The sequence below is a fragment of the Pseudomonas sp. 2822-15 genome, from assembly GCF_002742515.1.
GTDB lineage: Bacteria > Pseudomonadota > Gammaproteobacteria > Pseudomonadales > Pseudomonadaceae > Aquipseudomonas > Aquipseudomonas salomonii.
In genome coordinates this window covers 57,340-77,350 of the sequence record NZ_LJRY01000206.1, presented here as the reverse complement: position 1 = coordinate 77,350, position 20,011 = coordinate 57,340, and the positions used below count along the sequence as shown (strand labels likewise).

At 52.9% G+C, this 20,011-nt stretch carries 22 protein-coding genes; 11 read left to right on the top strand and 11 right to left on the bottom strand.

Going from position 1 to position 20,011, the window contains the following annotated elements; translation table 11 throughout:
- Positions 1-33: 33 nt before the first annotated feature.
- Positions 34-789, bottom strand: coding sequence for a S9 family peptidase (locus AOA59_RS21030; RefSeq protein WP_017135976.1), 756 nt, complete (start codon positions 787-789; stop codon positions 34-36).
- Complete coding sequence (locus tag AOA59_RS21025; RefSeq protein WP_099488929.1) at positions 779-1,888, bottom strand: DUF3182 family protein; 1,110 nt, start codon at positions 1,886-1,888, stop codon at positions 779-781. The genes AOA59_RS21030 and AOA59_RS21025 overlap by 11 nt, the downstream gene beginning before the upstream one ends.
- Before the next feature lie 249 nt (positions 1,889-2,137).
- On the opposite strand from AOA59_RS21025, the gene AOA59_RS21020 reads away from it, so the two are divergent.
- The gene (locus tag AOA59_RS21020; RefSeq protein ID WP_065930334.1) at positions 2,138-2,701 is read left to right on the top strand and encodes a cysteine hydrolase family protein; all 564 of its coding nucleotides are present in this window, start codon (positions 2,138-2,140) and stop codon (positions 2,699-2,701) included.
- Positions 2,702-2,718: 17 nt separating this feature from the next.
- Here the strand turns inward: AOA59_RS21020 and tam are convergent, their stop codons facing one another.
- Positions 2,719-3,480: a trans-aconitate 2-methyltransferase gene (tam, locus tag AOA59_RS21015; protein WP_099488928.1), complete on the bottom strand. Its 762-nt coding sequence runs from the start codon at positions 3,478-3,480 to the stop codon at positions 2,719-2,721.
- Between the two features lie 102 nt (positions 3,481-3,582).
- On the opposite strand from tam, the gene AOA59_RS21010 reads away from it, so the two are divergent.
- Entirely contained in the window at positions 3,583-4,491 is a 909-nt protein-coding gene (locus tag AOA59_RS21010) for a LysR family transcriptional regulator (RefSeq protein ID WP_099488927.1), read from the top strand.
- A 292-nt stretch (positions 4,492-4,783) separates the two neighbouring features.
- On the opposite strand, the gene AOA59_RS21005 is transcribed toward AOA59_RS21010, so the two are convergent.
- Positions 4,784-6,319 (bottom strand): nucleotidyltransferase, encoded by a 1,536-nt coding sequence (locus AOA59_RS21005; protein ID WP_099488926.1) that lies wholly within the window; start codon positions 6,317-6,319, stop codon positions 4,784-4,786.
- Positions 6,320-6,321: 2 nt separating this feature from the next.
- Positions 6,322-6,876: an SLATT domain-containing protein gene (locus tag AOA59_RS21000; protein ID WP_099488925.1), complete on the bottom strand. Its 555-nt coding sequence runs from the start codon at positions 6,874-6,876 to the stop codon at positions 6,322-6,324.
- 322 nt (positions 6,877-7,198) lie between these two features.
- Between AOA59_RS21000 and AOA59_RS20995 the strand changes: the two genes are divergently transcribed.
- Positions 7,199-7,750 (top strand): hypothetical protein, encoded by a 552-nt coding sequence (locus tag AOA59_RS20995; protein WP_099488924.1) that lies wholly within the window; start codon positions 7,199-7,201, stop codon positions 7,748-7,750.
- Between the two features lie 216 nt (positions 7,751-7,966).
- On the opposite strand, the gene AOA59_RS20985 is transcribed toward AOA59_RS20995, so the two are convergent.
- The 4 genes from AOA59_RS20985 to AOA59_RS20975 all read right to left on the bottom strand — a co-directional run bounded on the left by AOA59_RS20985 (position 7,967) and on the right by AOA59_RS20975 (position 11,721).
- Entirely contained in the window at positions 7,967-8,401 is a 435-nt protein-coding gene (locus AOA59_RS20985) for a hypothetical protein (protein ID WP_099488922.1), read from the bottom strand.
- 323 nt (positions 8,402-8,724) lie between these two features.
- Positions 8,725-9,579 carry an HNH endonuclease gene (locus AOA59_RS32090; RefSeq protein ID WP_143522798.1) on the bottom strand — a complete coding sequence of 285 codons (855 nt, stop codon included), beginning with the start codon at positions 9,577-9,579 and terminating at the stop codon, positions 8,725-8,727.
- The gene (locus AOA59_RS20980) at positions 9,576-11,114 is read right to left on the bottom strand and encodes an AAA family ATPase (RefSeq protein ID WP_099488921.1); all 1,539 of its coding nucleotides are present in this window, start codon (positions 11,112-11,114) and stop codon (positions 9,576-9,578) included. Before AOA59_RS20980 ends, AOA59_RS32090 begins: the two co-directional genes overlap by 4 nt.
- 151 nt (positions 11,115-11,265) lie before the next feature.
- On the bottom strand, positions 11,266-11,721 hold the full coding sequence (locus AOA59_RS20975) for a helix-turn-helix transcriptional regulator (RefSeq protein WP_099488958.1): 456 nt from the start codon (positions 11,719-11,721) through the stop codon (positions 11,266-11,268).
- Positions 11,722-11,879: 158 nt separating this feature from the next.
- On the opposite strand from AOA59_RS20975, the gene AOA59_RS33555 reads away from it, so the two are divergent.
- Genes AOA59_RS33555 through AOA59_RS33160 form a run of 3 tightly spaced genes read left to right on the top strand, consistent with a single transcriptional unit; the run spans position 11,880 to position 13,181 of the window.
- Positions 11,880-12,275, top strand: coding sequence for a hypothetical protein (locus tag AOA59_RS33555; protein WP_099488920.1), 396 nt, complete (start codon positions 11,880-11,882; stop codon positions 12,273-12,275).
- Positions 12,276-12,318: 43 nt separating this feature from the next.
- Positions 12,319-12,789 (top strand): hypothetical protein, encoded by a 471-nt coding sequence (locus AOA59_RS20965; protein WP_099488957.1) that lies wholly within the window; start codon positions 12,319-12,321, stop codon positions 12,787-12,789.
- Between the two features lie 2 nt (positions 12,790-12,791).
- Positions 12,792-13,181 carry a hypothetical protein gene (locus AOA59_RS33160; protein WP_099488919.1) on the top strand — a complete coding sequence of 130 codons (390 nt, stop codon included), beginning with the start codon at positions 12,792-12,794 and terminating at the stop codon, positions 13,179-13,181.
- Between the two features lie 220 nt (positions 13,182-13,401).
- On the opposite strand, the gene AOA59_RS20955 is transcribed toward AOA59_RS33160, so the two are convergent.
- Positions 13,402-13,890 carry a hypothetical protein gene (locus AOA59_RS20955; protein ID WP_256593078.1) on the bottom strand — a complete coding sequence of 163 codons (489 nt, stop codon included), beginning with the start codon at positions 13,888-13,890 and terminating at the stop codon, positions 13,402-13,404.
- Between the two features lie 690 nt (positions 13,891-14,580).
- Positions 14,581-16,062 carry a DUF2971 domain-containing protein gene (locus AOA59_RS20945; protein WP_178076277.1) on the bottom strand — a complete coding sequence of 494 codons (1,482 nt, stop codon included), beginning with the start codon at positions 16,060-16,062 and terminating at the stop codon, positions 14,581-14,583.
- A gap of 134 nt (positions 16,063-16,196) precedes the next feature.
- Here AOA59_RS20945 and AOA59_RS20940 point away from each other — a divergent pair, with 134 nt between their 5' ends.
- The 5 genes from AOA59_RS20940 to AOA59_RS20920 are packed head-to-tail and all read left to right on the top strand — an operon-like array spanning position 16,197 to position 19,947.
- Entirely contained in the window at positions 16,197-16,526 is a 330-nt protein-coding gene (locus AOA59_RS20940; protein WP_099488916.1) for a hypothetical protein, read from the top strand.
- 33 nt (positions 16,527-16,559) lie between these two features.
- Complete coding sequence (locus tag AOA59_RS20935; RefSeq protein WP_371919079.1) at positions 16,560-16,709, top strand: DUF4113 domain-containing protein; 150 nt, start codon at positions 16,560-16,562, stop codon at positions 16,707-16,709.
- Positions 16,710-16,755: 46 nt separating this feature from the next.
- Positions 16,756-17,124 carry a hypothetical protein gene (locus tag AOA59_RS20930; RefSeq protein WP_099488915.1) on the top strand — a complete coding sequence of 123 codons (369 nt, stop codon included), beginning with the start codon at positions 16,756-16,758 and terminating at the stop codon, positions 17,122-17,124.
- 60 nt (positions 17,125-17,184) lie between these two features.
- The gene (locus AOA59_RS20925) at positions 17,185-18,357 is read left to right on the top strand and encodes a DUF3800 domain-containing protein (protein ID WP_099488914.1); all 1,173 of its coding nucleotides are present in this window, start codon (positions 17,185-17,187) and stop codon (positions 18,355-18,357) included.
- 48 nt (positions 18,358-18,405) lie between these two features.
- On the top strand, positions 18,406-19,947 hold the full coding sequence (locus tag AOA59_RS20920) for an LA2681 family HEPN domain-containing protein (RefSeq protein ID WP_099488913.1): 1,542 nt from the start codon (positions 18,406-18,408) through the stop codon (positions 19,945-19,947).
- Positions 19,948-20,011: the final 64 nt, after the last annotated feature.

Genomic DNA, 20,011 nt, shown 5'->3' with positions numbered 1-20,011 from the left:
CTTGCCCGCGATGAGGCCCTAAAGGGCACCACACTATCGTGATTGAATAATGCTCAACCGCTCCCCCACCACCATTTCGGTAATCCAGTCCACCAGGATCGAGGTGTAGGCCTGCTGCGACACCGGGTCGCTCAGCGAGTGGTCGGCACCATCGATGATCCGATGGGTCAGCGAATGGGTGTTCTGGCACGCCGCGCGGTAGCTCATGATGGTGGCATGGGGCACGTGGTCGTCGGTTTCCGACTCGACGATCAACACATCACCACTGAACTTGGCGCAGGCATGCAGGGCGCGATTGGTCTCGGCGTGCACCAGGGTACTGCGATAATCCATCAGGTCGGCCTTATCCAGGTCGCGCTTGGGCTTGAGCCACTCCTGGTCGCGGTACAGCGCCGGCACGCGCAGCGCCAGCCAGCGTACCGGGCGCAATGAAGTGAGAATCGCCGCCAGGTAGCCACCATAACTGGTGCCCACCACGGCCACGGCCGAGGTGTCGATGGCAGGGTGTGAGAGCAGGCGATCGTAGGCCGCCAACAAGTCGCGCAGGTTGTCTTCACGGGTGACGCGGGACAAGGGAATGCCGGTGCCGGCGTGGCCGCGCAGGTCGAAGGTCAGGCACACGCAGCCCAAGCCCGCAATGCCTTTGGCGCGCTCAAGGTCGCGTTCCTGGCTGCCGCCCCAGCCGTGCACAAACAACACGCCGGGAACTTTGGATTTTGGACTCAGGAAGGTGCCGCTCATCTGTTCGTCATCGATATCGATCGCAATGCTTTCGCTTCTAGCCGTCATAAGATTTAACCGTCACATACTTGAGAAGAAAGTCGCTGTTTTCGGCCGGGCCGCGATACACCTCAATGGCGTGCTCAGGCAGCGGTTGGTCCACATAGGTCTCCACCGAGGACACATTAATGGCCCGCAGGCCGGGGTTATTGATGAAGCTTTGCAGCGCCGCGACTTCCGCGCTGCTGGCCCCGCCCATGCGCCAGGATTGTTCGAGTACGCCGCTACGGCTTTGGCCGTCACTGTCCAGGCCTTGAGCAATGTCGTAATTGCGCCGCGAGGCATAGAAACCAGGGTAGGCCTCATCGGCGGCGCTGTCGAAAACCTGGGCTTGTTGGATGGCTTCGCGCACATCGTCGGGCAAATCGAGCTCAAGGAGGTCGTCATAACCACCGGGCACCACCAGCAAGGTCGAGCCGCCGTAAACCTCTTCGCCGTGCCCGTCCTGGGTGAGGAATTGCTCGCCGCAGTAGCTGATCACGTGATCGCCGATAAAGCTCTGGCCCACACTGTGGGTGGTGACGTCGTGCAAATCCTGCTCCAGCACTACGCCATCGTTGAACAGCTGCGCCGCTTCGGGCCGCGCCAGCACAGCCTCGAATGCGTCGAGGCTGTGGATAACTTGCTGGCCGCGTCCGGCACAGGCATGCGCCGGTTTCATGCGAATCGGCCCGCTGTAGAGCAGGCGCGTGGCGGCAGGCAATGCGTCTTCAAGGGCAAACACGCTGAGCCCGTCGAGAACCACCGTGCGCACACGCTCACAGAACGCTGGCGACCAGCCTTCAGGCGCCTTGGCGTCAGGACTTAGCAGGCCGTGGGTGATCGCTTTGGTACAGATGAAAGCGTGATCGACATAACCGCCCCACAGATCTTCCGGCCCTTTGATATTGAGCGGCCGCGCTTGATCGGGGCCGACCAGGGTTTGGGTGGGCAAGACATATAAGTCGAGGCCGTCGTGTAACTGCGGGTCATAGCTGCCGCCGAATTTTAGCCCAAGGATCTGCGCCAGCCAGCGCGCGAGAGCGCGATTGGTTTCGACTTCATGCTGCGGCGCCCCTTGTCGTGTGGAGTGAGCGACTACGATTTTTTTGCGTTGAATCGGGGTCATGCGTCCCCCTTGGCGATCCTGCCATGTGTGTGTGAGAAAGGTTGCATGGATCACGCCAAGGCAAGGCTGGGGAGGATGGCCGTTAAATCAAACAGTTACTGACCCAGCGATGGCATTAGGCCTGTTTTATTCTGCACGACAGGGGTTTAAACGGACGGTGTTCTGCACGACGCCGCCATCAAAGCAGCTGCGTGGATGGCGACGGGCCAGCTAAGATGCAAGGCACTGCCAATCATCATAAGGACGCCCATGGCCAAGCAAGCGCTCATCCTCATCGATATCCAGAACGATTATTTCCCCGCAGGCAAGTGGCCGCTCGATGGCGTGGAAGCCGCGGCGGACAAGGCCGCGCAGGTGCTGCAGGCGTTCCGCCAGGCGGGCGACGCCATCATCCATGTGCGCCATGAATTCACCAGCGAAGACGCGCCCTTCTTCACGCCAGGCTCCGAGGGCGCGCACCTGCATGCCAAGGTGCTGAACCAGGGCAACGAGCCGGTGGTGCTTAAACACTTTGTGAACGCGTTTCGCGGCACAAACCTGCGCAGCGTGCTGGAACAACGCGCCATCACTGACGTGGTGGTGGTCGGCAACATGAGCCATATGTGCATCGACGCCGTGGTGCGGGCTGCGGCGGACCTTGGCTACAACGTCACGCTGATTCACGACGCCTGCGCGACCCGCGACCAGGCATTCAATGGCCAGGTGATTGCAGCCGCGCAGGTGCATGGCGCTTATATGGCATCGCTGGCTTTTGGGTATGCCAGCGTGGTCTCGACGGATGAATACTTGAAGGCGCAAGCGGCGGCGCAGTGACCTCCGCTTGCTTGCCTTCAGCGCGTGGCGATGATGAACAGGCGTGGAAAAGGCAGCAACACAGTGCCATCAGCCAGGGCTGGGTAAGCCTGGGTGATACGTGCCTGGTATTGCTGCAGGAATGCGGTTTTTTCGCTGTCGGTCAACGGCGCAAGAAACGGCCGCAATGCCGACGCCTTGAACCACTCCACCACCGCCGCGTGATCGGCCAGCGGGTGTTGATAGGTGGTGCGCCATACGTCGACAGTGCTGCAATGTTTGCTCAGCAATTCGTAGTAGTAACTCGCGGTGTGCCGCTCGTTGTGTTTGACCGCACCGATCTTGGCCGCCCACGGGCCATCTGCCGCCACTTCGCGGGCCAGCCGATGGGCCGGTTCGTCAAGGTTGTCCGGGGTTTGTATGGCGAGGGTGCCGCCAGGTGTCAGCTGGTCGACCAGATGCGGGTAGAGCGTGGCGTGGTTCGGCAGCCATTGCAGGGAGGCGTTGGCGAGGATCACATCGTATTTTTGCGACGGCCTCCAGGCGCCGATGTCTGCCAGCTCGAAATTCAGTTGCGGCAGGCGCTTGCGGGCGTCAACCAGCATGTCGTCAGAGCTGTCCATGCCCGTAATGTGCGCCTGCGGGAAACGCTCGGCCAATACTTCAGTTGAATTGCCGGGGCCGCATCCCAGGTCGACGGCGCTACGGACATCGCCATTCGCAATAGCCGCAACCAAGTCACGGACCGGACGGGTGCGTTGCTGTTCAAACATCGTGTATTGCTTGGCAGACCAGGTCATCGCGGCTTTCCTTCTTTGTTAGAGGTGGCCACAGCCTAAATCTTGTGAACCATGAGAACAAATGCCAGGATTGGCAACCTCCCATACCTTGAAAGTATCCTTATGTTGGAGCTTCGCCAGCTGAGAGCCTTCGTGGCCATTGCCGAGGAAGGCTACATCACCCGCGCCGCGGAACGCCTGGGCATGCAGCAACCGCCCTTGACGCGCTTGCTGCAAAGTCTTGAAACGCAATTGGGCGTGGTGCTGATGGAGCGCCTGCCCCGAGGTGTGCGCCCAACCACGGCGGGCCTGGCATTGTTGGATGAGGCCCGAGATATTTTGGCCCGAGCCGAAGGTGTTACCGACGTGGTACGCCGTGCCGCCCGGGGTGAACGAGGCCGACTCGCCATCGGCTTTACCAGCTCGGCGGCGTTGCACCCGTTTGTGCCCAGCGTGCTGCGGCGGTTTCGCGAGGCCTTTGTGGGTGTCTCGGTGATACTGGAGGAAGCAGGAACCGGCGAGCTGCTGGACGCGTTGGTGCAGGAAAAGCTGGATGCCGCGTTTATCCGCTCCCCGCTCAGTGGCACGCAACAGTTACAGGACGAACCTATCCTGGTGGAGCCCATGCTGCTGGCCCTGCCGACCGATCATCCCTTGGCACTCGATGCGGGGCAGCCGTTACCCTTGGCAGCATTGGCTGATGAGGCTTTTGTGCTCTATCGCCGGCGCGTGGGGTTGGGTTTGTATGACGCCATTCTGGTGGCCTGCCGTGAAGCCGGGTTCAGCCCGCAGGTGGTGCAGGAAGCGCCCCGCATGACGGCGACCTTGAGTCTTGTGGCCGCAGGGCTTGGGGTCTCTATCGTGCCCGCCTCCATGCAGCGGCTGCGCGGCGATGGCATTGTTTATCGCGAGCTGACCGAGTGCCAGAGCCTGGTAGCGCCGTTGCATTTGGCCACGCGTATTGGTGACGGCTCGGCGGTCTTGCGCAGGTTCAAGGAGATGGTGGTCACAGCGGCCGCGACGGACGCCTGATTGCAGGCATTAAAAAACCCCCGAGGCTTTCGCCTGCGGGGGTTTTGCTCGTTCCGGGCCTGGGACCTTAGAATGGTAATGCGTACCATAGATCCCTTTATATTTACCGAGTGAGTGAGTGAATCGCCCGATTAGTAAGGCTTCTATACCTCTAAAATCCGCAATAAAAATAAAAACGTAGCGTTTTTCGTAAATTCTCAGTCAATTAAGGGCTCAAATCAGCCCAAAACTTTACAAATCTTTTTACCCTGGAAAGGCCTAGCGACCGTCCCCCGTTACCGGAATTGGAGCATCATTGGATGTTAACAACGAAAAGCCCGCTTCTAGCGGCGCAATATCCATCCTTGACCACAAAGCATTCAATGGTATGAGACCCTGCGTAGGAAGCGTTTTCTCTCCTTATCAGCGTCCCCGTTGTCACAGTGGCCTGCTCGAATCCCCCCCGCAGTTTTTTTGCCTTCGCTGCCGCTTCACCTGTATTCACTATCTGCCAATAAATTTTGAATGGTCTTGGCACGTCTGTGTTCGCTACAAAGCTCAACGAGGATCCCCTAGGCAGAAGCGCACCATCGTTATGAAGCACGACTTCTCTAAAGCCATTCCTAGCCATAGCTCCCTCGACCCGAACATAACCTACCGGAACTGTTGGCCAAGCAACCGGTTTGCGATGCGGGGCATCTACCAACTTCTGAAACGCGCTTTTCGCACGCTTGATGACGGAAGCCTCGGCCAGCGATTTCTGCCCAGGATGGCTAGCTGCCTTTTCAACCAACTCACGCCCCATCCTTGGAGCCAAAGCGTCAATAATAGTGCTCAGATCACCTTGTTCCGCAGCCCGAACAAAGTCAGTACGGGCCGTATCCAGCCAATCATAGAAAGCATCTTTCCTTGCTGGCTCTTGCTCCCAAGAGTCGGCGAAGTTCTCGCGCGGGTTGGATGGATTCTCTATCCAAGACACGCCCTCCCGATCAACAATATATCTGTCCATCGATTGTAGAATACTGATTAGAGCACCAGTAACTGACGACTCCTGCCCGTACGAGTGAGCCGCCAACGTCGAAATCACAACAGATGTAGGGCGACCGTCTGGGTCATCTGAAAAACGCATGTCTCTATGACGTTTAAGAATCTGGATAGCTGATTGCAGAGGCGTTTTCACTCTAAATACGGGTATATCTGCAATATCAGCCTTAGCCTCTGCCAGCATCATAGCCCTACGCCTTTGGTCAAACGCGGGTTTCATGCATTCGTAGAACCAATCCGCATAACCGTGCGGGTTACTGGATGGCCAATCCTCAGAGAGACGTGCGTAATTACCATGATTTTTATCTGTTATTGATATAGAGCGATCAACAAAATCCAGCGTCATAGCACGCTGCTCTCTTATTAAACGTTGGCGCTGTCCATCCGGAACAGAGGGCAGAAGATCCATATGAAATTGCGCGGTATCGGCGTAGTTTAACGTCCAGCACCTATCCCAATCGGATGGAGCCTGCATCCCATACCGAGCGGCGTAAAGTTTGAGCTCATAACCGAGGTCTTCATAAAGTCCCTGCTGAGTTTTTGTCGACTTACTAAGATCAAACTCGAAAACCACGTCGAGATCGTAGTGTTCTTCACCACTTATTGGCGGAATGACTGTACCCAGCCGAAACGAGCCTTGAATGTATGCATCAATATCAACTCTAGAAAAGCGCGACTCGGGACGCTCCAACCATGTACAGATTGATCGATAACTTTTATCTGCAGACTCATACCGCTCGGCGGGGATATCTAAAGTTGCAGCTAAAGCAGAAATAAAACGGTCACTTGTCAGGGTGGGACTCACTATTAGGCATCCTTGCGTAGAGTAGTGGGCAGAAAACAATCAATCTCTGAATCTGAGAAAGTATATTCCTCATTATCTTTTAATGCTTTCTGTGCACTCAAGTAAGCCTTACTGTCCGTCTGTGGCGCCCCCTTATAGATTGTAGCTAGTTTCGCTTGCAGCTCATCTCTGCGCTTAATAGCATCTTCGTAGGAGATATGATTCATTCGCAAATCAGTGATCAGAGAAAGGTAGGACTCTCGTATTGGCCAGATACTGGCTGCCGCATCCCTGTGCTTCTGAGCTGTCCCACCAGGATCAAACCCTTTCATATAACCCGAAATCAGCAAGGTAAGCAGCGAGAGCAACGCCGTTGCGACTTTCACACCCACAGGATCAAAAAACACAGCGATTACTGCGCCGGAAGCGGTTAGCCCAGAGACCCAAATTTGCGTGATCTTAAAGCGACGTAATGTAGTTGCACAGTTATCAGCCATTTTTTCATGAGTTTTATGTGTGTAAACAACTCGTCCAAAACACTCGCGTATCTGGCCTTCCAGATGAGAAAAATCAGTCATTTTTTGTCTACCTTGACGAGATCAAACAGCCACTTCACGCCACTAGAACATGACTGCACACCTTGATCAATCTACTTGTCGCGAAGTAGCAACCAACGGTGACCACTTCTGAAATGCTAGACAGTGCTCGCTCACACGATGATGGCCAGCCAGCGGTTAATTTTCTTTGCCATAAGTCCGATCAAGCTAGGCAATGAGCATTCTGACCGGACGCCCCAGGTGCCGTGGAGACGCATCAATTATTACCGTCTGCGCCAAGCATGGAGTCCAGTGATAGCCTATCGAGGAACGTCGGCTTCAAACAGCGATTCCGGAGTACAGAATGATCAACCTCAATAAAATTGCACACTGGCTGTTCTCCGAACGCCGCCTTGCATGGGAGCAAAAGCGTGAGAGCGAATTCATTCAGGCAGTGAACAGCTTTAAGACCCTTAGGGTGACACCGGAGGGAGGCATGTCTATAGACCCTGAAGAGCTCCGCGAACAGATAATCGCCTCACGTGAGCAGTTGAAGCATCTTGTCCACAAACCAGGAGCGCCTAGCAGGTCTTTCGGCGCAGCAACAGAAGTCCAGGTGGAACAGGAAGCGAGTCTCGCCGTTGAGGCTCCAGTGAGCACCTTGGACTGTATCGAGGTGGTGGCTTGGCGGCGGCTGTCCAGTGGCGATGCCGTGCGCTATGTGTGCCTCCAGTCTACGAGTACGGGGCAATTTGCTGTCGCTACAGCAAGCCTGTTCTTAGGCGGCACCGAGAGTCTCCCACCGTGGGTGGACGCCAATATAAACAGGCAAGTCTCAATTGCCCTGCAGCTCGTTGAACTTCGTTGGTTCACGACTGTGAGTGAGGCCATGAATGCTTGGAATGCAGAGCTCTGATGGCTCCGCAAGGCGTCTCACTGACACCATGCCCCCCCAGTTCGGCGGTTTATCAACGATATCGATTGAGGTGCTGAGCTCGTCCCGTATGCGCTCAAAAACTTTGTCGAGTCTTGGATGAGCTTTGGACTCTCGCAGTGCACTCACTAATTCCAGCAGCTCCCGGCCTTGAGCCACGGGCATTTGGATATCGCAATACACGGTGTCATCGCTGTCTCATTCCACATCTGTTCTCCATCCGCACCAATCCAGCTTTGGCTTGCTGGTGGCAGCTCTATGTGCCTCTAGGTGTCGCATCTCTGCCTCCCAGCCACTGAGAAACTTATACCAATCCCCCGCGTAAGGGCCGCCTGCCAACCTGGTCGAGCCGATACTTGCTTGATTGAAGCGCTCCCTCCAAGGCTGCGGGATAGTCTGCTCCAAAATGATTTCGGTGCCGGAGTGGTGATGCTGCACCGTGACACAATCACGAACCTTGTTGAGGTCGAATGATTTATCCGTGAAGGGCGTGCGGCTTCGCTCTTGGTCACCTATACGATCAAGAATTTCCAGATGGCCGAATGCTTTTGGATCACCAGGAGTGAGATTGGCGAGCGCCCAGAGACTCCTTCGTTTAGTTCTCTCGAGCTCGCGCAGTTCATCGTGGTTCATTTCAGCTTCTTCCAGATTGATTGAAGCTAGGCACTGGGTATGGCACGCGGCAGTTGGCGGAGGGTTGTCGTGAACCGAGTCATAGCATGCCATGCCTCGTCCCTGCGCGCTTCCGTCTCGCGCCTGCAGCCGTGCCGGCTTGCGCGCTCGGCTTACCTAATGCTCGCATGCGAAGGATCGCCTGGTGCAGAGCAGGTGAATTATGTCTGAGCTCTGCTGTGGCACATAGCATCTGCACATTTGACCATTAGCACATGATCCGAGCTCTGAAAAAGATAGCGGTTCCAAAGACCAGACCAAAGAGAGCAGAGGCGAACCTTAACTTAGAATGCAGTTGAGCAGAATCGCTGATCGATAGACAGCGCTTGATACATCACCCTTTTCCAGTGGTTTGGTGACAACCTTGCATTCGCAACGGACTGTAAAAAGCTTGAGAAGTCCTGAGGACTCAAATCCACGAGATAGCCGCGTCTCTGGTCGACAATCACACTCAGCTCGTCTCCGGCTTGAATAGCGTAGCGCTTGCCTAAATCAAACTCATTAAAGTGATTTATTGCGCGGTTTGCATCTACTGCTGGCCACGTCTGGGGTGTGCTTGTAAAAAACTGAATATAACATGGATCGGTATATACAACTCTAGCTTGTACCCATTGATCTAAGAAGAAGTGGTCAGGATCTAGATATGGGTGAATATACTGGCTATCAGCGTTTATCGCCAAATCATTACTTTTTCCAGTATTGCAATCTCGGCATGATGGGACTAGGTTTTGAGGGTGCACAGAATACTGAGGAAAATGAGCTTTGGGCAAATAATGATCAAGACTTTGAGGCCTGCCAATCCCCCCGCAGTAAGGACATTTTTCATTGGCTGCAATTAGTATCTGATCATAATAATCACGGCCAGGGTGGCGTTGAACCATATTATAATCATATAGGCTAATGAGCTCGCTCTTATGCACCGCTTGCAATACTACCGGGTCTTCACCTCGCACAGCAAATATGGGGGGAATAGAAAACAATGTGCCTTCTCGGGCATTGTTCAAATACGCGAGAGCAGCCGTTTCAATATCGGCACAAGCATCAAGCATTCTTTGCCGTAGAACAGGTTGAACGATAGAGTTTGCGCAACTAGAGTAAGACTCTATCCCGGTAAAAACAGGGAGGGAAATACGGTTCAATTCCCACCTCGTGAGTTTCGGTAAGCAACCATTGCACGCAATATTGCTTGAGCTTCAAATCCCAGCTGGTGATCGAACTCAGACATTATTTCCTCGAACGTTCCTCCTCTTTGCACTGCAATGTCTAAAAGGCGATGAAAACCTGACTTCCCTACCTCAAGACCGAACACTTCGCGGGTTAACACGCCGACATTTTCACCAAACGTTTGAATTTCCGGACGCTGTGCATCCAAAACCAACCGCGATCTGTTGATCTTCCAAGCACACGAGGTCGGTATTTCCTGCAGCACTACAGGCGAGTGCGTTGCGATAATGGCTACGCCGTTACGATCATATAAAAGTTCACTTAATGCTCTTAAAAAAGCAGAAAGCAGTGGCGGGTGGAGGTGGCTTTCGGGCTCATCCAATACAACTAACGTCTTTTCTTCAACCATCGCAACGAGTTTTGTTATTGTAAGTAGCACCACTGCGTGCCCAGAGCTCATCCTAGAAATTAATGCGAACGCTGTATTTTGAGCATCCTGCCCAATCATTCCCAATAAAGAAGGCAATCCCATATCTGCGAAATTTTCGTCAGACTCTAAGGCGATTATTGCTTTGTGCCAGCGCTCTTTTTTTCTAGGCTCGCTCATGCACAATCTTAATGCATTGACGCATTCGTTCTGAAGCTGGCGGGAGGTTTTAAGCTCACCATTAGTTGAGGAGGGTATTTTCAACCCTATATAGTAATAGCATGTCCCTATGGAAGGGTCAGATTGTTCAGGTGGAGGTTCGAAAGGGTCGAATGCACTGAATGAAACTGATATCAGACTGCTAAAATATTCCGTGGTGATTGCTGTCTGTATACCACCCCATCCACCTTGCAGAAAAAAACCTTCTCCTTCAGACAACCCGCCTGTAACTGCCTGAATCATACCGTTTAGGATAGTGGTTTTACCCACGCCATTCCTGCCGATAATGGCGTGAATATTCGTGCTGGGCTTGGAGTGTGAAGCCACCTCAAAATTCAACTCTAAACCTGCAGCCCTTTCAGCTGGGAGTCTTCGATATAAAAATGAAAAGTCCGTCCTAACTACTCCGCCGTGCAGCACCCTAGTAAATTGATCTTTAATTGTGCTCATACTTACCCCGCGAAGATGCGAGGTGCTAAATACGTCTTCCTGAATGGCCTGCTCAAGCTGGCTGGGATTTGCAACCACATCCTTCAGCCCATTTAGGAAGTTATTACGAGTTTCCAGGCTAACATCGGCGGCCAATTTTTTATAATAATCTACGTCTGTGCCTAGCGAGAAAAACCCCTCAGGAAGAGTATCAAATCGCCGGGGGAGCATTGAGTAAGTGGTCTGTGTCGTCGTTTGACCTGGAAAGCCGATCTTCACGTTTCCGAGATCATGGCGCCTCCCGTTTTCATCACACAATGTGACATAAAACATGGTCACATATGAGTAGTCATTCCAATTATCAATGCCCAAGTAAGCGACATTACGGCCCTCGGCTGGTGTTCTTTCAGATCGACCAACTAGCAAAAAATCCATATCTGCATCCGTGTCAGTTGGGGTCTGGTAGTCACTGGAAATAGTCACCCTTTGCACTCAGCTTAGGATACATCTCCGTATGTCTTGCACCTTACCCCATTTTATTATGGCAGCAAGCTCATCACCTATTTTTGCTTCTAGTGTTCCACGCTCAATCCCCCGCGTGCCAAAGCCGACCGACGGTGCTAGTCGGCAGTCCCAGCTTTCGAGAAACCTCCTTTTGAGTAAGCCCCGCGTCTCTCAGTTCGCGAATCGCCTTGAGCTTTTCTTTCGCTGCAAGCTTTCTTGGCGGAATGAGCTTTTGAGGTTCACCGGGGAGCTCATCGTCTAGCACTCCCAGTTGCTCTAATTCTACGAGCGTTTCATCCAAGGCTGCGCGTGCAGTTTTTCCTTCATGGGCGGCAGCCACCAGCGTGAAAAACGACAATGGTGTTACGCCCAGAGCGTGAGCGAGGTCGGCGCTGAGGTCGACACTGGCAGATCTACTCGATGCTTCCAATCTGCTGATGTGAGCTTGGTCGGTCTGGGTTTGGAGCTCTGCTTGCGATAAGCCCCGCCTCATCCTTAGCCACTGCAATGTTGCTGCGTATGCCTTGCGTAAAGACATCCAGGCAGTCCTCTCCAAAAAGAAGACGGTATGCAGGGTTTGATCGATCCCACTCAAATGTATATAGTCATGGCTATGGGATTTTTGGCTGTGTGATCGAGCAATTTACGCGTACGGCGCGTCCTCAATTTTTTTAGCACCACGAGGATCATCAATTTATGGGTAATCATCCTGAGCATGAGTTGCTCCAGGAAAGCCGGATATCCTCCGCAGGAACGTCGCTGTCTCACGCCGAGATAGGGGCATTAGTGGCAGAGCGCTTCCCAGGAAAGGCTTATTGCACCGTCGAGGATTGGCTCATCTTCCACGTAGACGAGTCCCCCGAGTCACTTGCGAAAGTACGAGCGTCCGGCCTGGAGCCAATGTTCATGTATGCCCACTGCGTTATCTATGACGAGCATGGACGATTTCCGCCAGGAGGCTGGGTGCGCTCGACCCTGTGCAAATCATTCGACGGCGCTTGCCTGTTCGAGACGCGAAACACGGTGTACGTGCTCGTCGGCGAAGGGCGCGAGATAACCGCGTCTCTGAAGACAATATTCGGTTTATGTTAATCGCAGGTGCCGCCAGACGGGCCTGCCTCATACGAGATGCATGATGTTCCGTATTAGCATGCTAGACCAATCCGGCTCCGTGGGAATGTTCGGGGATGGCCTTGCTCACTTCCATGCAGTGTCGCGATCCCTGGCCACCCATTGGTATCACGTAAGCCTGAAGCGTCGGCACGAAGGTCTGTATGTGGCCTACGAGGAGATGTTGAACGATGAGCCTCGATTGGTTGAGCTACTGGTCTCTCAAGGCGAGACCATGGTTGTTCAGGAAGTCCAAGTCGTCACCCCCGGCTGGATGAATAAGGGTTCGTGCTGGAAAATGGAAAAATTGACTTCATTGTCCATGGGATTTAACCCCGCAAAGGTGCCGATCTGTGTCATGGAGGTCGAGGGTGGTGATGTGTACGTCAATACCCACCAGCATGACCTCAAGGTCGAGTCGCTTACTGGGTTGAAGGAGCTGTATCGACGCAGGTCTTCAGAAGGCGCTTTACCTTCTGCATTGGGGGGGCTGTAGCTATGGTGGAGATAAATACCGTTGCAGTCGACTTGCACGTAAAGCGCTATTCGGACTTTGACCTCCTTCGCATCGCGAAAGCTGTGTCCCAGAACTACGACGGGTTAGCGACAGCGTTTCTGGTGAGTGTTCATATCCATGCATGCAGCGCTGTAGGCGTTGTATTCGGTCACCTTTGTCCTGGGCCACATCAGCGATTTGCGGATGGTCGCCTGATTCGGACGTCGGACATCCAATCTGTTAAGAAGGAAGGTAGGTTCTGGGTGATCAACACGGTCAACTCCAAGTACGTGATTGCGACGTTTAGGCGTGATGTCGGGCGCCGCAGCTTGCGTGAGTTTTTGCGTATAGCAGGTGACCGGTACATCCCAACGCCTAGTAGCCTTCAATAGTCCTTTCAGCTTTGGTGTTTGGGTTTGCCCCGCTGCGGGGGCGGCTGTCGTGAACCAAAACCCGAAGGATCCGAGTTTCGGCCCTCGCGGGCTTCCATCCTCAAGCCTCTGGCCCATACTGGGCTGGCGCGCCCCCCTTGCCAGTTGGTCGCAAGGCGAATTCCGGATATCACAACTCAAACAGGGAAACCTGAGCACTATGAGCCAGCAAGCCGAAGCCCTAGCCACGGATTGTAATGTCAATTTGCTCGACACTTACACCGAATTTCAATGCTAAGCCTCGCTTTGCCTCGTCAATCGACAGTGCAGTTGACTCCGCCAATGCAGGGGAGGACGGCGCATCAATGGTTGCCGCCAAGTAATCATCACCCGGCATTTCCACTGGCGCCACATCACCCAGATTGAAGGAGGCTCCTAGTCGCGTCCAGCTGAGATCCTCAAGGTCGTCTGGGGTCTGAATTCCGTAGTCAGACAGCTTGGTATAAGCGACAGGGTTTCGGTTTCCATCCCAGGAGTTGGGCACAGTTATTTCGGCAAACTCAGAAATCTTAATTATCGAACGATCCCCTGCGTCCTTCTCCGTCGATTTCGTAACCGAACTAATCTTGGCTATTAGGAAGGCGGACTGGTGCTCAGCAGTGGCTTGGCCCCAGGTTTGATTCCTGTTTTGAACGCAGACTAGATATTTGCGCTTGGACGCTTTGGACATGTCAATACGCCATGCCTGGCTGCCGCCTTCGCGGATTATCCGATCTCTGCCACGACACGTGTACACGGTAACGCATCCTTCATTTCCAATATCTTGAGCAGTCATAGCCAGGCAATCCATCACTATGTGGTTACTATGGAAACACTAGATCAATACTAGCGATAAAATCATAGTAGTCAAGTAGTCTCATTGTAGTAACCGTCTCATTGCTGCCTACCTAAGCTAACGGTCAGCCACTCCTACGGAAGCTGTATGTAAAACCAGTATTTTAAGGCGCGCCAGCACGAACCTTACCAACATTTTTCAAATGGCCGAATCAGAGCTGCGGAGCTTGCTGCATGTTCTATCAGAGGGCGCGTCTGATGGCTTTCCAAGTCCAGCTGCAAACCGATACGAGCCTCCGATTTCTCTATACGAACTGGTCGAGCTTAGCGCCCCGCATGTTTGCTAGGAGAACTGAGCGAGACAGCATGTCACCCGCTGGAATGGATCTGCGGACGCCAGGTGAATTTAATGGAAATCTGCCGTCGCAAAGCCAACCACCCAGGACTTATGAGCAGATGGTGATGTTGGGCAGGGTCAACGAAAAGTTAGGGAAGAACACGCTGCACTCAGTTCGAATACCAGTGAATGCAGCGTGAGGAATGAAGCGGAAGCGGGAGATGAAGAGCAAAAGCTAAACGACGTCTATCAACCAACCGATGCGGTTTCAGACTCAGTAAGGTCATCCTGGCCTGGGTCGGCATCATTGATCGTCAAGGGTAGGAGCCCATTTTGAATGGACTTGCTCACCGGGTCGTAATAAGCCTGGTAAAAATTGAACGTTTCGATACCTTCTCGCTCACAGTGAGCCTTGATAATCCGGATAGCCTTGATCTTATCTTCTAAGGCAGTCTTAATACCAAAGATAACTCCATCGAGGCTTGAAAAACGATACTTTAGTATTCGATGTTTCTTTTCCGAAATATCGAGGTATGAATTCAAGACCAGCCGATACTCTTTTTCTGACTCCCACTGAGGTAATTTAGACGTCAGGGCAAAGTCCAATTTTGCGTAGTGCTCATCACGGATCTCCGCCGAGTCAGTTCTGAACCACTCGCTCTTAGTGCTGAAATTACCCGCGCCATCGTTATACCAGAATCCGCCAAGTGCTTGGTTAGACACGTTGCCTAGAAACCTGAAGAAATCAATCTCTGAAAACTCGCGATCATAGAATACCTCCTTAAAAGGCATATTTTGGAAACTATATGCAACCCCCTTGTATCCCAGACCAACTGGCCTGTTCATTTCAAGACTCATATATGGAGCTTCGCCAAGCACACGATATTTTAGGCAGATACCTTTATGGTTATCTCCATAGCCACCCCATATCGCAGAGTTATTGCACTCTTTCATGAAACAAGCAACGTACCACTGTGGATGCATCAGGCGTTCCAGTTGATCTAAGTAACGAGGTACAAACGCGGTAATCAAATCACGCGCCCCCTGATGATATCCAGGCATGATATGCGCAGTTTTGATCGCAAATGTCGCATTTAATAGCGCTATCTTCTCGTATGCCTGAAGATCTCGGCACGTGCCATCGTAAGCTTCGATGTTCGCAATGGCTTGTAGGTGCAGTTCGCTATCGCCAAGCGGATCTGTCGGAATTTCAACCGCGTAGGAGCCAGACAGTCCGTGCTTATTGTTTACGAGTAAAACCACGGACAAGAATCGGGTGTGAAGTGTTGCTAAGTAGAACGCCACTTCAGGCCGGTAATGCTTGTTTTCATTCTTCGCAAATGCTTTTATATAGCCTTTAATTATTTCATTGCTGCTCAGCAGAGAGTCCATTTCTTGATAGGCGTGAAGCAGCACACCTTGCAAGTTGCCAGGGAATTTTTCGACAGGTAGCTCTTTGGGTAATGGCGTCCCAAACCTCACGGTCTCGTCACATTGCCAGCTTCGGATCGCGAGTACCAAAAGGTAATGCCGGAAGAGGTTTTTCCAGATGATCTCATCACCAGACCAATAAATCTCTTTGTAGCCTTCCAACGGATCGTTCAACTGATCCGGTGGCGCGAAATAGATCTCCAACTTCTCCAGCTCACCCTGGACGGCGTCCTCGGAATCGGTGGCATCCTTCCCAAGCAGGCGTGCCGCTGGCCTAAATCTGTAGAGATGTCGCTCCATGATTGCCTCACCGTGACGGTAAGAAAAAGGCCTCACAGGGCCCGATTTTTTGTGCTCAAGCCGTGATCGTATACCGGTGAGCAGTAGTCCTAGTAGGGCTTTTTAAGCTAATTACCACTCCGTTGAGATGTTCTATGAATCCAGAGTTAACTGAAGAAGAAATGCGTCGTGCGCTGTTCGGTACTCCTCAGCCTGAACTGCATTTTTCTGCTCCATCAGTGCAGGAGCCGGCGGTTGTGTTCACAAAGCCGGTGGTTGCTCCAGCAGCCAAAAAGAAAGTGGCGACAGCGTTTACGCCCAAGCTGAGGGTCACGCTACGCGTTGGAAACGAATTTGAGGGGAAAATGATAGAGTTGATTCACGAGGCTGATACGTTGAGCTCGTTGCTTGCTGAGCAGGAGGCTGTGAAGGCTGCTAGGAAAAAGTACAAGTATGTGGAAGTGGTATCGGTTAAATCGATGTAGACAACGCAGTTGGGCTGATTTAGGTAGAAAGTCGTGCGCCTAGCCAGCGTACCTACCGCGCCCAGTTGGGCGATGCGCCGAGACCTGGTGAGCCAGAGCTACACGGCGAAGGTAGACCAGTTACGCACGGTCAACGCAGGTAGCAGATGCGAAGGTCTGATGAGGATCGTTGATGGCTTTTAGCCTCGATGCCAGCTAGATTTGGAGCTTTCTACGATCAAGGAAGGATATGAATAAGCTCATCGCAGTAATGGGGATCTGTGTCGCACTTGGCGGTTGCGCTACGTCCCACTACACCGCAGGACGAGACTTTCCGTCGGCCAGTGTAGCGAGCATCACCAAAGGCAAAACGACGACTACTGAGTTGAAGTCCCTGTTTGGTGAGCCCTACGCCAAGAGTGCTGTCAGCGAGACTGACGAAAAGTGGATCTACACCTACACCAATGGCTCAGCCCATGCCCAAAGCTACGTGGTCACCATGAAGGTGACGACTACGGGCACTCAGAAAACTCTCGACGTCTTGATCCGAAATGACGTGGTCATCAACTACACGTTCAGCGAAGGCCCTGCTCCAGGCACTACCACTGCGACGAACTAAGTTCGCCACCTTGCCATTGGGCGACCACTGCGCTCAGTACGTTGTTGATGGAGCAAGCTCATGGACAGAACGTATGCCTTTGTGGATGAGTCCGGGAATTCAGACCTAGATACATCAAAGGGTGGAAGCTCGGGCTTCTTCATCGTGTGCTCCATCCTAGTTGCAGAAAAAGACCTGGAAGCTGCTTATGCCCAAGCGGAGGAACTCCGCAAACGTCATTTTCAAACAGGCGAGATCAAATCCAGCAATCTGAAGCCCAAGGATTCAGATCGCCGTGCCCGGATCCTCAACGAGCTAGCCGAGCTGCCATTCAAGCTCTTTTTCACCGTGGTGGATAAGTCCAGAATCCACAAAGATGGCGGCCTCCGTTTCAAGTCCCCGTTCATAAAATACGTGAACGGATTACTCTATGAACGCTTGTTCCGCGCATACCCTGACCTCCAGATGATCGTAGACGAGCATGGTGGCCAGGAATTTCAGGAGAGCCTCAAAAGCTACGTTGCAGAACGATTCGTGGACGACCTATTTGGCGATAAGGATGCCTTCCAGACGATGTCCAGTAAGGATAATGTTTTGGTTCAGGTTGCAGATTTTTTCGCCGGATCGGTGGCTCAGATCTACGAAGAGAAAGCATCGGAAGAAGCAGTTCTTGCCTACAAAAAGATCCTGCGCAGCCTGACTCTAGGCATGCTGGAGTGGCCGTCGAAGTACCAACCTCTTCTGCCGCCGCCGGCGAATGAGGCTGGATATGCAGACTACCAAATACACCAGGAAGCTCTACGCCAAGCAGACCATTTTAGCGAGAGCGTTGGGGAGCATCCTGATGAGAATGAGCACCTGCAGCTAAGCATATTGCGATTCTTGAGATTTCAGAGCGAATTCGTCACCAAAGACTACGTGCCAACTGCAGAGATCATTGCCCACCTCAAAGACAGTGGCTTCGGAGAGGTCAACGACCAGAGAATTCGCTCCAGTGGCGTTGCAAAACTTCGCGATGCAGGGGTAATCATCTCTAGCGCCGTCAAGGGTTATAAGATTCCCCAAACACGTGCGGACATTAATGACTTCCTAGAGCGGGCATCGGGCATCGTCGTACCTCTTCTCGAACGAGTTAAAAAGGCCCGCGAGGTGTATCGGCTGAGCAGTCGAGGAGAATATGACATCGTCACTGCGGCCAACCTTACTGAGCTAGCCAAGCTGCTCGCTGCGCTCGAAGCGTTTGCGGAAGAGTGAGACATGCAAGCATCGCTGAATCGTTCATTTTGAAAGGAGGCGCCACTCATGTTGAGCGTATTCTCAAAGCTCTCCTCACACCTCAATACCTTGGTGGATGCTGACCCCACACTTGCAGTACAAGAAGCTCGTGAACTCGTTCTAGATGGGGCGAATCGTTTTAATATGATGGCTCTGCGTGCAGCCACGCTGGTTAACGCCGGCGCCTCACTTGGACGCCAGGATGCCATTGACGAGGGGCTTGAGCTGTACCGTGAGCTTCATCGCCTATATCCGACGGCTAATACCACCTACAACTTGGCAAACGGGCTCGTGGAAGCAGCAAATTGTGGGCGCGATGATTCCGAATGGTTAGATCATCAGGAACATACCCGCGCCTACAGAGCCGAAGCCCGACGATGCTATTGGAGGGTTGTGCAAGACGTAGATGCCGATGTGGAGTTACGCACTCAGGCTTGGACGAACATCGCTAATCTGTTTGAAAAAACCTACCGGCTTTCTGAGGCCCATGATGCGCGCCTTTCCGCGCTCAAGGTTGATCCAACGAACGGCGTCGCCGCGTACTGCGCAGCATTGGGTCTGATGTGGCTTTTTCAACGTGGGGGCTGCTCAGAGTTAACGCAAATGGAAGCCGTCATGCTCGCCAGGCAGGCACTTCGAAATAAGGAGCGAATTGTCCAGTACGCCGGCGCACGCGTAGCGGCCAAGGTTGAAGCGCTAGCAGGTGAGTTAAGTGACCCGCCATCGCGGCCTGAGCACATCGACCCATTCATCAAATGGGTGGAGGAAGAGCGCCTGACGTTAGCCCCAACTGTCGAGCTCGTCGATTCATCCTTGGGCAAGCTAGACTGGCTAACCCTACCAGGAATTCTCGAGCGTGAGACAGATATGGGGGGGAGCCCTCCGCCATTGTTTGCCATGTTCAATCTGCTGAAGAGCGATTTCCTGTTAGCCCGAGATTTGGCATGGCGTGCAAGTGATGCAAGCGTTTGGCCGAGGACAGGACAGTTTGCGGACACGCTCGATTATGCAATGTACGGCCCTGATACCTCGGCACTTATGCTGGCACATCGAACAGCCCTTGATCTGCTCGACAAGGTAGCCGTAACGGCAAACCACTATTTCGAGCTTGGATTAGCCCCCAAAAAAGTAAGTTTCGGAAGTCTGTGGAGAGATTCCGCAGACAAGAAAACAGGTACTACGCTCGCAAAAAAAGTACAGGTACTAATTCGTGCAGGCGTTTACGCGATGTACGGCTTGGCCGAACTGGCAGATGACTACGATGGCAGCGATGGAATTCTCCGATCACAGAAGGATTTGCGGAATTCGGGTACGCACCGATTCGTAGTGCTTCATGATTTTGGGGATCCTTCACGAGCGAGGAAAGCGCCGGAAGTCGAGCATCTCAACCACTCAGACTTTGTCGAAGAAGCCCTGGGTGCTCTACGGGTCGCAAGATCTGCAATCCAGATGCTGGCACTGGCAATTTCTCAGCACGAGGAAATCCTGAGAAAGCAAACGGATGGCATTATCGGAACCCTGATCGTTCATGATCACCACTGGATTCGTGGTGAGGATGAGGAGTTCTGACTACATACACTCGAGCAGGCGAGATATTCAATTCTGGTCGTGTTGTTTATTGATATCCAGTAGA

Bases quoted from the DNA above. Each gene is read 5' to 3' on its own strand.
- AOA59_RS20975 (WP_099488958.1), bottom strand. From the start codon at position 11,721: ATGTCTTTACGCAAGGCATACGCAGCAACATTGCAGTGGCTAAGGATG.
- AOA59_RS20945 (WP_178076277.1), bottom strand. From the start codon at position 16,062: ATGGAGCGACATCTCTACAGATTTAGGCCAGCGGCACGCCTGCTTGGG.
- AOA59_RS21020 (WP_065930334.1), top strand. From the start codon at position 2,138: ATGGCCAAGCAAGCGCTCATCCTCATCGATATCCAGAACGATTATTTC.
- tam (WP_099488928.1), bottom strand. From the start codon at position 3,480: ATGACCTGGTCTGCCAAGCAATACACGATGTTTGAACAGCAACGCACC.
- AOA59_RS20930 (WP_099488915.1), top strand. From the start codon at position 16,756: ATGAATAAGCTCATCGCAGTAATGGGGATCTGTGTCGCACTTGGCGGT.
- AOA59_RS33160 (WP_099488919.1), top strand. From the start codon at position 12,792: ATGGTGGAGATAAATACCGTTGCAGTCGACTTGCACGTAAAGCGCTAT.
- AOA59_RS33555 (WP_099488920.1), top strand. From the start codon at position 11,880: ATGGGTAATCATCCTGAGCATGAGTTGCTCCAGGAAAGCCGGATATCC.
- AOA59_RS20965 (WP_099488957.1), top strand. From the start codon at position 12,319: ATGTTCCGTATTAGCATGCTAGACCAATCCGGCTCCGTGGGAATGTTC.
- AOA59_RS20985 (WP_099488922.1), bottom strand. From the start codon at position 8,401: ATGAACCACGATGAACTGCGCGAGCTCGAGAGAACTAAACGAAGGAGT.
- AOA59_RS21010 (WP_099488927.1), top strand. From the start codon at position 3,583: ATGTTGGAGCTTCGCCAGCTGAGAGCCTTCGTGGCCATTGCCGAGGAA.
- AOA59_RS21000 (WP_099488925.1), bottom strand. From the start codon at position 6,876: ATGACTGATTTTTCTCATCTGGAAGGCCAGATACGCGAGTGTTTTGGA.
- AOA59_RS20955 (WP_256593078.1), bottom strand. From the start codon at position 13,890: ATGTCCAAAGCGTCCAAGCGCAAATATCTAGTCTGCGTTCAAAACAGG.
- AOA59_RS21030 (WP_017135976.1), bottom strand. From the start codon at position 789: ATGACGGCTAGAAGCGAAAGCATTGCGATCGATATCGATGACGAACAG.
- AOA59_RS20925 (WP_099488914.1), top strand. From the start codon at position 17,185: ATGGACAGAACGTATGCCTTTGTGGATGAGTCCGGGAATTCAGACCTA.
- AOA59_RS20995 (WP_099488924.1), top strand. From the start codon at position 7,199: ATGATCAACCTCAATAAAATTGCACACTGGCTGTTCTCCGAACGCCGC.
- AOA59_RS21025 (WP_099488929.1), bottom strand. From the start codon at position 1,888: ATGACCCCGATTCAACGCAAAAAAATCGTAGTCGCTCACTCCACACGA.
- AOA59_RS20940 (WP_099488916.1), top strand. From the start codon at position 16,197: ATGAATCCAGAGTTAACTGAAGAAGAAATGCGTCGTGCGCTGTTCGGT.
- AOA59_RS20920 (WP_099488913.1), top strand. From the start codon at position 18,406: ATGTTGAGCGTATTCTCAAAGCTCTCCTCACACCTCAATACCTTGGTG.
- AOA59_RS20980 (WP_099488921.1), bottom strand. From the start codon at position 11,114: ATGGATTTTTTGCTAGTTGGTCGATCTGAAAGAACACCAGCCGAGGGC.